Here is a 13,387-nt window from a genome sequence, read left to right as displayed (position 1 = left end):
CGCGGCCTTACTCCCAGCGGCGGCCGGTGATCCGCTCGTACGCTTCGATGTACCGCGCCCGTGTCTGCGCCACGACGTCCTCCGGTAGCGGGGGCGGTGGGGCGGATCCAGCCGGATCCCATCCGGTGCTGCGCAGCCAGTCCCGCACGTACTGTTTGTCGAACGACGGTTGCGCCCGCCCCGGCCGCCAGGATTCCGCCGGCCAGAACCGCGAGGAGTCCGGCGTGAGGACTTCGTCGGCGAGGACGAGCGTCCCGTCCGCACGCCGGCCAAATTCGACTTTCGTGTCCGCCACGATGATGCCGGATGCGAGCGCACGGTCGTGGGCCTGCCGGTAAATCGTGAGGGTGAGCTCCGCGAGCCGCGCCGCCGTCTCGGCTCCGAGTGCTTTCTCCACCGCAGCCAGCGGGACATTCTCGTCGTGCGTGCCGCGCGGCGCTTTTGTCGCCGGCGTGAAGATGGGTTCCGGGAGCCGGTCGCCGTCCACTAAACCGGGCGGCAGCGGCACACCACAGACCTGGCCGGTGCGCTGGTAATCGGCGAGTCCCGAACCGGTGAGGTAACCGCGCGCCACGCATTCGAAGGGAATCATCTCCAGCCGCTCGCAAATCATCGCCCGGCCGTGGAATTCGGCCGGTACATCGGTGGAGACGACGTGGTTCGGCACGACGTCGGCCAGCTGGTCGAACCACCAGAGCGAGAGCGCGGTGAGGATACGGCCCTTGTCCGGGATGAGGGTCGGCAGTATGTGGTCGTAGGCGGAAATGCGGTCGGTGGCGACAAAGAGCAGCCGGCCGTCGGGCAACTCATACAGGTCGCGCACTTTCCCCGAGTAGATGAGCCGATACGTGCTCGCGGTCATCGGATCCTCAATTCCGGCCGAGGCGGCGGGTCATGGTCAGCGTCACCGGAGGCGGGCCGAGCGACGTAGAGGGTGAGGGGGCGGCACGGCCGCCCGATCGAGCACCGCGCACTGCGGTTGTGCCGTCACAGAATCGGCGCCGGCACATAGTGGGCAGCCTCGGGGTGCGCCGCCACGATGTCGGCGGCACGTGCGCAGAAGGCGGAAATCTGCGCCGCTGCGGCTCCGGTGAAATCGAGCGGAGCACCGATGATGTCGACAAGTTCGGCTCGACTGAGCGGAAAGCGGTCGTCGTCCGCCAACCGATCCAGGAGGTCATTCTCGTCGGTCTTTCCCTCCCGCATGTCGCGGAGCACCGCGGTGGCGTGCTCCTTGATGATGGCATGTGCCTGTTCACGACCGAGACCACGGCGGACCGCGGCAAGCAGCAGCTTCGTTGTCGCCAGGAACGGCAGGTACCGGTCGACTTCGCGGGCGATGACCTGCGGGTAGGGACGCAATTCATCCAGCACCGTGAGGAACGTCTGATACAGGCCGTCGGCGGCGAAAAAAACGCCGGGAAGCGCAACCCGCCGGACCGCGGAACACGACACGTCCCCTTCGTTCCACTGCGTTCCCGCAAGTTCCCCGAGCATGCCGGCAAAGCCGCGCACCACCACGAGCAGGCCGTGGATCCGTTCACACGACCGCGGGTTCATTTTGTGCGGCATCGCGCTCGAACCGACCTGTCCCTCGGCAAAACCTTCGCTTGCGAGCTCGTGTCCCGCCATCAGTCGGATCGTCGTCGCGAGGCTCGCCGGTGCGGCGCAGACCTGGACGACGGCGAATGCCATGTCGGCGTCGAGAGAGCGGGGATAAATCTGGCCGACGTTGGTGAGGAGGTGGTGGAAGCCCAAGTGTGCGGCGATCCGGCGTTCGAGTTCGGCGAGGCGTTCCAGGTCTCCGCCGAGCAGGTCGAGCATGTCCTGGGCGGTGCCGGCCGGGCCTTTCATCCCGCGCAGGGGATAGTGCTCGAGCAGGTGCTGCAACCGCTCATAGCCGATGAGGAGCTCCTCGCCTGCCGATGCAAAGCGTTTGCCGAGCGTGGTTGCCTGCGCCGGCACGTTGTGCGTTCGGGCCACGATGACGAGAGTGGCGTACTCGGCAGCGAGGCGTGCGAGCCGCGCGACCGCGGCCACCACCCGGTCGCGGAGAATTTCCAGCGATCGGCGGATCTGCAGCTGCTCGACGTTCTCGGTCAGATCCCGGGACGTCATTCCCTTATGAATATGTTCGTAGCCTGCCAGTGCGCAGAATTCGTCGATCCGCGCCTTGACATCGTGGCGGGTGACCTGTTCACGGGCGGCGATCGACTCGAGGTCGACGACGTCGAGGACCCGTTCGTACGCCGCAATTGCCTCGGGTGGGATGTCGATGCCGAGGTCTGCTTGCGCGCGGAGCACCGCCAGCCAGAGCCGGCGCTCGAGAATTATTTTGCTGCGCGGGGACCAGAGATCGACCAGCTCCGCGGAGGCGTACCGGCTGGCCAGGACGTCGGGGATCGGCGTTTTCATCGGGCGTATTCCGGAACCCGAATCTCACCGCGGACGGCGCGCAGCGCGATGTCCTGCCGATAATGCCCGCCAGGCAGGGAAATCTTGCTCATTTCGGTGTACACCGTCCGGCGGGCGTCGGCAAGGGTCGGGCCGGCGGCCGTGACGGCAAGCACCCGGCCGCCGGCACTCCGCAGCACCCCGTCGGACCACTCAGTGCCGGCGTGCAGCACGTACGCCGGTGCGGTGACGGCGTCGACACCGTCGATGCGGTCGCCCAACCGCGGCGTGCCGGGATACCCGGCCGCGGCCAGGACGACGGTGACCGCAGCCCCGCTCCGCCAAACCGCTCGTACGCCGGAGAGCCCGCCGCCGGCCGCAGCGGCGAGCAATTCTCCCAGCGGGCTTGCGAGCAGGGTGAGGATTGCCTGGGTTTCCGGGTCGCCGAATCGCGCGTTGAATTCGACGACCTTCGGACCGCGGCTGGTGAAGGCCAATCCGACGTACAGCAAGCCGAGGAAGGGCGTCGTCCGGGCCCGTAGTTCGGACAGGGTGGGGGTGACAATCCGCTCGACGACGTCCTCGACCACGTCGGGCGGCACCCAATCCAGGGGAGCGTACGCACCCATTCCGCCGGTGTTCGGCCCGGTGTCACCGTCGCCCACCCGCTTGAAATCCTGCGCGGGAAGGAGCGGAACGACGTCCCGGCCGTCGGTGACGACAAAGAGCGAGGCCTCCGGGCCGTCAAGGAATTCCTCGACGACGACCCGGCCGCAGTGCTGGGCGTGCCGCAGGGCTTCCGCGCGATCGGTCGTCACGACGACTCCCTTGCCGGCGGCAAGACCATCAGCCTTGACGACGTAAGGTGAGCCGAATTCGTCGAGCGCCGCGGCGGCCTCGCTCCCCGAGGTGCAGATCCGCGCCCGGGCGGTCGGCACGCCCGCAGCGGTCATCACGTCCTTGGCGAATGCTTTGCTGCCCTCGATGCGCGCCGCAGCTGCCGAGGGACCAAAGCATGCAATGCCAGCCGCCCGGACGGCGTCCGCCACTCCGGCGACGAGCGGTGCCTCCGGTCCGATCACGACCAGGTCAACGCCGTACCGCTGGGCGGCCGCTGCGACGGCTGTGCCGTCGCAGGGATCGAGGGCGATACGGGTGCCGAGCTGCCCGGTGCCTGGATTCCCCGGCGCGGAGAGAACCTCGGTGACCGAAGGGTCGGCGGCCAGCGCCCGGCACAGGGCGTGCTCTCGGCCGCCGCTACCGACGACGAGCACCTTCATGGCTCACACCAAGGCCTTGAGTTGAATGGTCTGATCGCGTCCCGGTCCCACGCCGATGACACTGAACGGCACACCGGCGAGTTCCTGGAGAAATTCCACGTATCGCTGGGCGTTCTTCGGCAAGTCTTCCAGGCTGCGTGCCGCGGAGAGGTCCTCTTGCCAGCCGGGAAGCTCCTCGTAGACCGGCTCGACGTGATGGAGCTCGGTCTGGGTCATCGGCATTTCCTCGACGGTTCGCCCGTCCGGGAGGCGGTACGCGACACAGACCGGGATCCGTTCGAAGTGCGAGAGGACATCCAGCTTGGTGAGGACGACGTCCGTCACACCGTTGATCCGCATGGCGTACCGCACGGCGACCGCGTCGTACCAACCGCACCGACGGGGTCGTCCCGTCGTGACGCCGAATTCCGCACCGATGCGGCGCAGTTTCTCGCCCTCGCCGTCGTGCAGCTCGGTGGGGAAAGGCCCGCTGCCGACCCGGGTGGTGTACGCCTTCGCGACCGCAATGACCCGATCGATGCGGGTCGGCCCGATGCCGGAACCGGTGCAGGCTCCGCCGGCAGTGGCATTCGAGGACGTGACGAACGGATACGTACCGTGGTCGACGTCCAGCAGGGTGCCCTGTCCCGCCTCGAGCAGCACTGTCTTGTGGTGATCGAGTGCATCGTTGAGCAGTGCCGCAGTGTCGGCGACCATCGGGCGAAGCCGATCCGCGTATCCGAGCAATTCGTCGGCAACCGCCGTCGGGTCGATGGCCCGGCGGTTGTACACCTTGACCAAGAGCTGGTTCTTCTGGTCGAGAGCGCCTTCGATTTTCTGGCGGAGAATCTTTTCGTCGAACAGGTCCTGCACCCGGACGCCGACCCGTGACATTTTGTCCGCGTACGCCGGCCCGATGCCGCGACCCGTCGTGCCGATCCGCGCCTTGCCCAAGAATCGCTCGGTGACTTTGTCGATGACGCGGTGGTAGGCGGTGATGACGTGCGCATTGGCCGACACGACGAGCCGCGACGTGTCGATGCCGCGCGCGGTGAGCAGGTCGATCTCGTCAAAGAGCACACCGAGATCGATGACGACGCCGTTACCGATGACGGGGACGACGCCCGGGGTGAGCACCCCGCTGGGCAGCAGGTGCATGGCGTACGTTTCGCCGTCGATGACGATGGTGTGCCCGGCATTGTTTCCGCCGTTGAAGCGCACGCAGTAGTCGATCCGCTCGGCAAGGAGATCGGTGGCTTTTCCCTTCCCTTCGTCACCCCACTGAGCGCCGAGCAGCACGATCGCAGGCATGAAGCATTCCTCTCCGCCGGACGGCGCGGCTCGTCGCCCGGCTCCGGCGCGGACTAGTTGCGGCTCAGGCTGGTGCCCGTCGACCGCAGGTCCTCGCACGCGGCGACCACCCGGGCGGCCATGCTTGCCTCCGCAGGGCGGCTCCACGACCGCGGGTCGTAGGCCTTCTTGTTCCCTACCTCGCCGTCGACCTTGAGAACCCCGTCGTAGTTCTTGAACATGTGGTCCGCCACCTTGCGGGTGTACGCGTACTGGGTATCGGTGTCGATGTTCATCTTGACGACGCCGTAGTCGAGGGTTTCGCGGATCTCCTCGAGGAGGGAGCCGGACCCGCCGTGGAACACGAGGTCGAACGGCTTTTCCTTGTTGTACTTCCGGCCAACCTCCGTCTGAATGTCCTTGAGAATTGACGGACGGAGTTTCACGTTGCCCGGCTTGTACACGCCGTGCACGTTGCCGAACGTCGCGGCGAGCAGGTACCGGCCGTTCTCGCCCAGTCCGAGCACTTCCGCGGTGCGCAGCGCATCGCCGGGGGTCGTGTACAGCTTTTCGTTGATGGCGTTCGAGATCCCGTCTTCCTCGCCGCCGACGACCCCGATCTCGAGCTCCATGATCGTGCGCGCCTTCGCGCACGCTTCCAGGAGCTCCCGAGCGATCTTCAGGTTCTCCTCCAGGTCGATCCCGGAGCCGTCCCACATGTGGGACTGGAAGAGCGGCTCTTGGCCGCGGGCGACCCGTTCCTGGGAGAGGGCGATGAGGGGGCGCATGTAGCCGTCGAGTTTCTCCGGCGGGCAGTGGTCGGTGTGCAGCGCGATGTGGACCGGGTACTTGGCGGCGACGACGTGCGCGAACTCCGCGAGCGCGACGGCCCCGGTCACCATGTCCTTGACCTTCTGCCCGGACGCGAATTCGGCGCCTCCCCAGGAAATCTGAATGATGCCGTCGCTCTCCGCCTCGGCGAAGCCCTGCAGTGCCGCGTTCAGGGTGGACGACGAGGTCACATTGATCGCTGGATAGGCGAAGCGGCCGGCCTTGGCTCGGTCGATCATTTCGGCGTAGACCTCAGGCGTGGCGATCGGCATCTCAAGCTCCCGGTGTCACTGGTTCCTCGCGGACTGGCTTGATCATGACTGGCCGGATTGGCCGTGTCGAGTATCGCGCATTCGCGGCCGAGCGGCCAACGGGGGATCAGCCGCGACGGCAGCGAAGCGGCCGCGAGGCTTAGGGGGTGTTGATTGGTCATGTCGGCGGGTTGCGCCCGATGCACACCGCGGCCACGCGACTTAGGAGGTGTTCAGGTTCCTCCGGTACCGTCGAGGGGTGCTCGGGCATCTCCTTGCCGGCGCAGCGGCCGCTCCCCGGATCGTTGCGCTGAATCCGCTCAGCCCTCGGGATCTGCTGGTCACCTTCGGTCTGGCCGGCGTCTTCGCCATCCTGTTCGCCGAGACCGGTCTCCTGGTGGGCTTCTTCCTGCCGGGCGACACGTTGCTCGCCCTTGCCGGTGCATTTGCGTCGCCGCACGTCCACGAGGCGGTGCACCTTCCATTGCCGGCCCTGCTCATCGGATGTCCGGCCGCGGCGATCATCGGTGCTCAGGTCGGCTACGTGATCGGCGTCCAAGGCGGGCAGCGGTTGGCGCGTCCCGGCTCGGCGTTTGCGCACGGCATCGAACGCATTGAACCGCTGTTCGCCCGGTTCGGCGAGGGATGGGCGGTGCTCCTCTGCCGGTTCATTCCCGTGCTGCGCACCTTCATCAATCCAGCGGTCGGCGTGCTTCGCATGCCGGTCCGCCGCTTCACCGTCTGGAACGTGGTCGGCGGGTTGGTCTGGACCGAGGCGATCGTGCTCGCCGGATACTACGGTGGCGAGGCGCTGCACATCGAGCGGTACGTGCTCCCCGTCGTGGCGGTCGCCGTGCTGGCCTCGGTTGCGTCGCTCGCATTCGAACTCAACCGCATGCGCCGCCGGCGCGCAGCCGCCGCGGCGTCTCGTCCTGACCCGGTCGGCGCGGCGGCCGATTCTGCGGGGCTTGCCTCCCGGGAAGCGGACACCATCGATTCAACCGGTGTGTAGTCGGTACGGTCGGGTTGGTGCTACAGCCCGAGATCGGTGAGCTGATACGCGGCCCGGTACTCCAGGCCCGCCTCCGCGATTGCGCCAGCGGCGCCGCGCTCGACGATGACCGCTACCGCGACGACATCGGCCCCAGCCTCGCGGAGTGCCGCCACTGCGGTGAGCACCGAGCCACCGGTGGTCGAGGTGTCCTCGACGGCGAGCACCCGCCGGCCGCGAACATCGGGACCTTCGATCCGGCGTTGCAGGCCGTGCGTCTTCTGCTCTTTGCGCACGATGAATGCGTCCAACCGCCTGCCCCGGGCCGCCGCGGTGTGCAGCATCGCGAGGGCCACCGGGTCGGCTCCGAGGGTGAGGCCTCCGACGGCGTCGTAGTCGAGGTCGGCGGTGAGGTCCAACAGGACCTGCCCGACGAGCGGCGCAGCATGACCGTCCAAGGTGACCCGCCGGAGGTCGATGTAGAAGTCGGCGTGCTGCCCGGAGCTGAGCACTACGGGCTGGCGCACGACGGCCTTCCGCATGATCTCATCGCGGAGGGCCTGCCAATGCGCAGTCTCCCGGATCGTCGCGGGCGTTGCCGGGACGGGTGCGGCCGTCGGAGTCTTCGTCACGTGCCGAGCGTACGTCGCCGCGGGCGGTCAACCAGGACCGGGCACACGCCGGCGCGCGGTGCGGGCCGAGCTGCTGCGGGGCGGCGCGGCGCACCCGGTCAGCCGCGGAACAGGCGGCCGTACCACGAGACCGGCAGGAATCGACCGACGGCGGCAATCAGGCGGTACTGCCAGCCGGGAATGGACACCGTCTTGCCGCGCGCCAGGTCAACGAGGCAGCGGCGGACGACCGTGTCGACGTCCAGCCAGAACGCCCGCGGCGCCCGGTGTACCTCGATGCCGGCGCGGTCGTGAAATTCCGTCCGGGTCAGGCCGGGACAGAGCGCAATGCAGCGGACGCCGGTGCCGGCCAGTTCGAAGGAGAGCACCTGGCTGAATCGCAGAACCCAGGCCTTGATGGCTCCGTAGCTGTCATGCGGCACGATTCCGGAAATGCTGGAGACCATGATGATCGCACCGGATCGCCGCTCCAGCATGCCGGGGAGCACGGCTTTCGTCAGCCGCATCGGCGCGCGAATCATCACGTCGATGGCCTGGGTTTCCGTCTCCACACTGGAATGAAGAAAGTCAGTCCCGATGCCGAAACCGGCGTTGTTGACGAGGACGTCGACGGGGTGTTCGGCCGACGCGGCCCGTTGTTCGACCTTCTCGAGCGCGATGGGGTCAGCGAGGTCTGCGGGGATGACTTCGACGTCGACGTGGTGGCGCGTGCGGAGCTCGTGTGCGAGATCAGCGAGCCGACGCTCGTCCCGGGAGACGAGCACCAGGTCGTGCCCGAGCTTCGCGTACTGGGTGGCGAAGCCACGGCCGATCCCCGCACTAGCGCCTGTGATCAACACCCTGGTCATGGCACGCCTCCGACGTACGACGCTGCCGCCACGATAACCGGCTGAAACCCGCCGGCGTAGTGATCGCACGCAGAGACCTACGCTGGCTGCATGGTCGGTGAGCGTCTGGTCCCCCACCTGCGCGGTCTCGGCACGACGATTTTCGCCGAGATGTCCGCGCGTGCCGAGGAGACGGATGCGGTGAACCTGGGTCAGGGATTCCCCGACGTCGACGGCCCGGACGACATCAAGCGGCTTGTCGCCGACGCGATTTGGCACGGTCCCAATCAGTACGCCCCCGGCATCGGCTTCCGCGAATTGCGGGAGGCGGTTGCCGCGCATCAGAAGCGTTTTTACGGCCTCGAGGTGGATCCCGACAGCGAGGTCCTCATTACGGCCGGGGCCACCGAGGCGGTGACCGCGGCATTGTTGGCATTCGTCGACGCCGGCGACGACGTCATCGCGCTCGAGCCGTATTACGATTCCTACGCCGCGGCGATTGCGATGGCGCGCGGCCGCCGGGTACCGGTGACGTTGCATGCTCCTGATTTCCGGCTGGACATTGCCGCACTGCAGGCCGCCGTGACGCCGCGGACGAAAGTCATCCTGCTCAATTCGCCGCACAATCCCACGGGGACCGTGCTGACCGAGGAGGAACTGCGGGCGGTCGCCGAGGTGGCCGTGGCGCATGACCTGCTGGTGATTACGGACGAGGTGTATGAGCATCTCGTCTACGAGGGCCGGCACATCCCGATTGCCACGTTCCCGGGCATGTGGGAGCGGACGGTCACGATTTCGTCCGCAGGGAAGACGTTTGCCTTCACCGGTTGGAAAATTGGATGGGTGACCGGACCGGAGCCGCTGGTCAGCGCGGTGCGGACCGTCAAGCAATTCCTCACCTACACGAACGCGGCGCCGATGCAGCGGGGCATCGCCGCCGGGCTGGGCATGCCGGATGCTTATTTCCAGCAGCTGGCCGCGGATTTGGCGCGCAAGCGCGATTTTCTCTGCACCGGGCTTGCCGAGCTTGGTTTCACCGTGTATCCGCCGGCGGGTACGTACTTCGTCACGGTCGATGTCCGTCCGCTCGGTTACCTGGACGGACTCGCCTTCTGTCGGGATCTTCCGTACCGAGTGGGTGTCGCGGCGATTCCGCACGTCGTTTTCTACGACCACGCCGACATCGGACGTCCATTGGTTCGGTTCGCCTTCTGCAAGCGCGAGGACGTGCTGGCCGAGGCATTGCGGCGGCTGGCGCGGCTGCGTGGGTGATTCATGACCGTCACCGGGGACGCCAGGAGTGTCGCGTGATCGTGGTATGCGGTGAAACGCTGGTCGATCTCGTACCGGCGGGCGACGGCCTGTGGCGGGCATTGCCGGGCGGGAGCCCGGCGAATGTCGCCGTCGCCTTGGCCCGGCTTGGCACGCCGGTCGCAATGCTCGCCCGCATTGCGACGGATCCGTTCGGCGTGCTGCTCCGCGACCGGCTGATGCGCGAGCACGTTGACATGCGGTACGTGGTCACCGCGCGGGAACCATCGACCCTTGCCGTCGTCTCATTCGACGAGGCAGGCAACGCGCGTTACTCGTTCTACCTGGAGGGTACGGCGGATTGGCAATGGCGGATCGAGGAATTTCCGCCGGTGTTCGGCCCAGAGACAGTGGCCCTCCATGCGGGATCGATGGCGTTGATGCGTCCACCCGGGGGGGCCGTGGTGGAAGGCGTGCTTCGCCGGGAATTCCCGCACCGGGTGATTTCCGTCGATCCGAATGTGCGGGCCGTGCTCTGCCCGGATCCCGCGCAGTACCGGGCGGCCGTCGAGCGGTGGCTCGAGCACGCGCACATCGTGAAGGCGAGCGTGGACGACGTGCGGTGGCTGTACCCCGGTGTGTCACCGGACGACGTGCTGTTGCGCTGGCTGCGCCTTGGTCCGCTCGTCGTGGTGCTGACCCTCGGGGCCGACGGAGCAATGGCCCGAAGTGCGAGCGGGGCGGCCGTCACCGTGCCCGGAATGTCCGTCCCGGTTGTTGACACCATAGGGGCCGGGGACACCTTCAGCGGCGCATTGCTCCACCACTTCGCGCGCAACGGCGCTCTCAGCATTGAGAAATTGCGCGTCATCGACGAGGGAGAGCTTGCGGCTGCGCTCCGATTTGCCGCAGCCGCGGCTGCCGTGACGTGTCAGCGGGCTGGCGCGGATCCCCCGCGTCTCCAGGAGATTCCCGGGGAAGCCTCAGCCTGATTCCGCGCTCGGTGGCAGCGGACATGCCCGCGGCCGAATCAGGCGCTCGGCACCGCGACCCGCAGATCCAGGCCGGTCTTGTCAGCGGTCAGGTCGACGAGCACGGTGTCGCCGTCCCGGACGTCGCCGGCGAGGAGCGCCTTGGCGAGCCGGTCGCCGATGGCGGTCTGGATGAGCCGCCGAAGCGGGCGTGCGCCGTACACCGCGTCGTACCCGTTGAGCGCAAGCCATTCCCGGGCGGCCGGTGTCACCTCGAGCGTGATCCGCCGGTCGGTCAATCGCCGCTGGAACCGCTCGATCTGCAGGTCGACGATTTTCGCGAGCTCCGCGGTGCCGAGGGCGTTGAAAATGATTATTTCGTCAAGCCGGTTGAGGAATTCCGGCTTGAACGTGGCCCGGACGACGGCCATGACGGATTCCCGCTTCGCCTCGTCGTCGAGGGTCGGATCGATGAGGTAATTCGACCCGAGGTTCGAGGTGAGAATGAGAATCGTGTTGCGGAAATCGACGGTGCGGCCTTGGCCGTCGGTCAGCCGGCCGTCGTCGAGGACTTGCAGGAGGATGTCGAAGACTTCGACGTGCGCCTTCTCGATCTCATCGAGAAGAATGACGCAGTACGGCCGGCGGCGGACCGCCTCGGTCAGCTGACCACCTTCTTCGTAGCCGACGTAACCGGGCGGGGCGCCGATGAGCCGCGCGACGGAGTGCTTCTCGGAGTACTCGCTCATGTCAATGCGGACCATCGCCCGCTCGTCGTCAAAGAGAAAATCGGCAAGCGCCTTGGCAAGCTCGGTCTTGCCGACGCCGGTGGGCCCGAGGAAGAGGAAGGAACCGGTCGGCCGGTCGGGATCGGCGATCCCGGAGCGGGCCCGCCGGACCGCATCGGACACCGCCCGGACGGCGTGCTCTTGGCCGACCACCCGGCGTCCGAGCTCTTCTTCCATGCGCAGCAGCTTGCCGACCTCTCCTTCCATGAGCCGCCCGGCGGGAATGCCGGTCCAGGAGGAGACCACCTCGGCGATGTCGTCGGGACCGACTTCCTCCTTGACCATGGTGTCGCCGTGGCCGTCCCCGCTGCTCTGCGCTGCGGCGAGTTCCCGTTCGAGCGCCGGAATTTCTCCGTACATCAATCGGGAGGCGGTTTCGAAGTCGCCGTCGCGCTGGGCCCGCTCGGCCTGGCTGCGCAGGTCGTCCAGACGCTGCTTGAGCTCACCGACCCGGTTGAGCGCGGCCTTCTCCCGCTCCCAGCGGGCGACCAGGGCGTTCAGCTGTTCCTGCTTGTCGGCGAGTTCGCGACGCAGACGCTCCAACCGCTCCTTGCTCGCCGGATCGTCCTCTTTGGCCAGCGCCAGCTCCTCCATGCGCAGCCGGTCAACCGTTCTCCGCAACTCATCGATTTCGACCGGCCACGAGTCGATTTCCATCCGCAGCCGGCTCGCGGCCTCATCGACCAGGTCTATCGCCTTGTCCGGGAGAAATCGACCGCTGATGAAGCGGTGGGAGAGCGTCGCGGCGGCCACCAACGCGGCGTCCGAAATTTGCACCTTGTGGTGCGCCTCGTACCGCGATTTCAGGCCGCGAAGAATGCCAATGGTGTCTTCGACCGACGGCTCACCGACGTACACCGGCTGGAACCGCCGCTCCAAAGCAGGATCCTTTTCGATGCGCTCCCGGTATTCATCGAGCGTTGTTGCGCCGATCATGCGGAGTTCGCCGCGGGCCAACATCGGTTTCAGCATGTTGCCGGCGTCCATCGCACCTTCCGCCGCGCCCGCACCGACGACGGTGTGCAGCTCGTCGATGAAGGTGATGACCTGGCCGTTGGATTCCTTGATTTCGTTGAGGACGGCCTTGAGCCGTTCCTCAAATTCACCGCGGTACTTCGCTCCGGCGACCATCGCACCGAGGTCAAGCGCGATGAGGCGCTTGTCCCGCAGGGATTCCGGCACGTCGCCCGCGACGATCCGCTGCGCGAGCCCCTCCACGATCGCCGTCTTACCGACTCCCGGCTCGCCAATGAGAACCGGATTGTTTTTGGTGCGGCGAGACAGCACCTGAATAACCCGGCGGATTTCCGTGTCGCGCCCGATGATCGGGTCGAGCTGGCCCTTGCGGGCCCGCTCGGTCAGATCGACGCCGTATTTCTCGAGCGCTTGATACGTCGACTCCGGGTCGGGACTGGTGACCCGCGCGTGGCCGCGGACCCGTTCGAATGCGGCGAGGAGATTCTCCGGTGTGGCGCCGTGACGCCGCAGCAGCGCGGCGACGGCGCCGCCTTCCCGGGCGAGTCCGACGAGCAGGTGCTCGGTGGAGACGTACTCGTCGCCGAGCTCGGCCGCCTCTTTCGCCGCAGCGTTGAGCACCTGAATGGACGGCCGATCCAAGCCGGGCGGTGCCACGGTTGCCCCGCTCGCCCGCGGCAGCCGGTCCAGAATCTCCCGGACGTCGCCCTGAAGCGCAACAGGATTCACCCCGACCGCCCGGAGAAGCGGAAGCGCCGTGCCGTCACTCTGCTGGAGCAGAGCCATGAGAAGGTGTGCGGGTTCTACGTGAGGATGGCCGGCTTCGGCGGCCGCGTGCACCGCCTGGTTGAGCGCCTCTTGGCTCTTCGTCGTCAGCCGGTAGCCGTCCATTGCCTGCCTCCTTTGCGGTCCGTAGCGTCACCGGCC

Annotated in this window: 11 protein-coding genes; 3 read left to right on the top strand and 8 right to left on the bottom strand. The window is 67.2% G+C overall.

Annotated features, from left to right (window positions below; all coding sequences use genetic code 11):
• Positions 1-7: 7 nt before the first annotated feature.
• From ACEL_RS11050 to fbaA, 5 genes are all read right to left on the bottom strand, one after another.
• Positions 8-862, bottom strand: coding sequence for a phosphoribosylaminoimidazolesuccinocarboxamide synthase (locus tag ACEL_RS11050; protein ID WP_011720964.1), 855 nt, complete (start codon positions 860-862; stop codon positions 8-10).
• A 125-nt stretch (positions 863-987) separates the two neighbouring features.
• Entirely contained in the window at positions 988-2,415 is a 1,428-nt protein-coding gene (gene purB, locus ACEL_RS11045) for an adenylosuccinate lyase (RefSeq protein WP_011720963.1), read from the bottom strand.
• Positions 2,412-3,674, bottom strand: coding sequence for a phosphoribosylamine--glycine ligase (gene purD / locus ACEL_RS11040; protein WP_011720962.1), 1,263 nt, complete (start codon positions 3,672-3,674; stop codon positions 2,412-2,414). The genes purB and purD overlap by 4 nt, the downstream gene beginning before the upstream one ends.
• 3 nt (positions 3,675-3,677) lie before the next feature.
• Positions 3,678-4,964 (bottom strand): adenylosuccinate synthase, encoded by a 1,287-nt coding sequence (locus ACEL_RS11035; protein WP_011720961.1) that lies wholly within the window; start codon positions 4,962-4,964, stop codon positions 3,678-3,680.
• 53 nt (positions 4,965-5,017) lie between these two features.
• Positions 5,018-6,046: a class II fructose-bisphosphate aldolase gene (fbaA, locus tag ACEL_RS11030; RefSeq protein WP_011720960.1), complete on the bottom strand. Its 1,029-nt coding sequence runs from the start codon at positions 6,044-6,046 to the stop codon at positions 5,018-5,020.
• A 208-nt stretch (positions 6,047-6,254) separates the two neighbouring features.
• Between fbaA and ACEL_RS11025 the strand changes: the two genes are divergently transcribed.
• Positions 6,255-7,037, top strand: a complete 783-nt coding sequence (locus tag ACEL_RS11025) for a DedA family protein (protein WP_011720959.1) — start codon at positions 6,255-6,257, stop codon at positions 7,035-7,037.
• A gap of 20 nt (positions 7,038-7,057) precedes the next feature.
• Here the strand turns inward: ACEL_RS11025 and pyrE are convergent, their stop codons facing one another.
• Positions 7,058-7,558, bottom strand: a complete 501-nt coding sequence (gene pyrE / locus ACEL_RS11020; RefSeq protein ID WP_041835819.1) for an orotate phosphoribosyltransferase — start codon at positions 7,556-7,558, stop codon at positions 7,058-7,060.
• A gap of 188 nt (positions 7,559-7,746) precedes the next feature.
• Positions 7,747-8,496 (bottom strand): SDR family NAD(P)-dependent oxidoreductase, encoded by a 750-nt coding sequence (locus ACEL_RS11015; RefSeq protein ID WP_011720957.1) that lies wholly within the window; start codon positions 8,494-8,496, stop codon positions 7,747-7,749.
• A 90-nt stretch (positions 8,497-8,586) separates the two neighbouring features.
• On the opposite strand from ACEL_RS11015, the gene ACEL_RS11010 reads away from it, so the two are divergent.
• Both ACEL_RS11010 and ACEL_RS11005 read left to right on the top strand, forming a co-directional pair.
• Positions 8,587-9,747, top strand: coding sequence for a pyridoxal phosphate-dependent aminotransferase (locus ACEL_RS11010; protein WP_011720956.1), 1,161 nt, complete (start codon positions 8,587-8,589; stop codon positions 9,745-9,747).
• A 35-nt stretch (positions 9,748-9,782) separates the two neighbouring features.
• On the top strand, positions 9,783-10,718 hold the full coding sequence (locus ACEL_RS11005; protein WP_011720955.1) for a carbohydrate kinase family protein: 936 nt from the start codon (positions 9,783-9,785) through the stop codon (positions 10,716-10,718).
• Positions 10,719-10,756: 38 nt separating this feature from the next.
• On the opposite strand, the gene clpB is transcribed toward ACEL_RS11005, so the two are convergent.
• On the bottom strand, positions 10,757-13,351 hold the full coding sequence (gene clpB / locus ACEL_RS11000) for an ATP-dependent chaperone ClpB (RefSeq protein WP_011720954.1): 2,595 nt from the start codon (positions 13,349-13,351) through the stop codon (positions 10,757-10,759).
• Between the last annotated feature and the right edge of the window lie 36 nt (positions 13,352-13,387).

Source organism: Acidothermus cellulolyticus 11B, from assembly GCF_000015025.1.
Taxonomy (GTDB): Bacteria; Actinomycetota; Actinomycetes; order Acidothermales; family Acidothermaceae; genus Acidothermus; species Acidothermus cellulolyticus.
The sequence above is the reverse complement of the archived record's forward strand: the minus strand, read 5'-3'. Positions and strand labels throughout refer to the sequence as shown.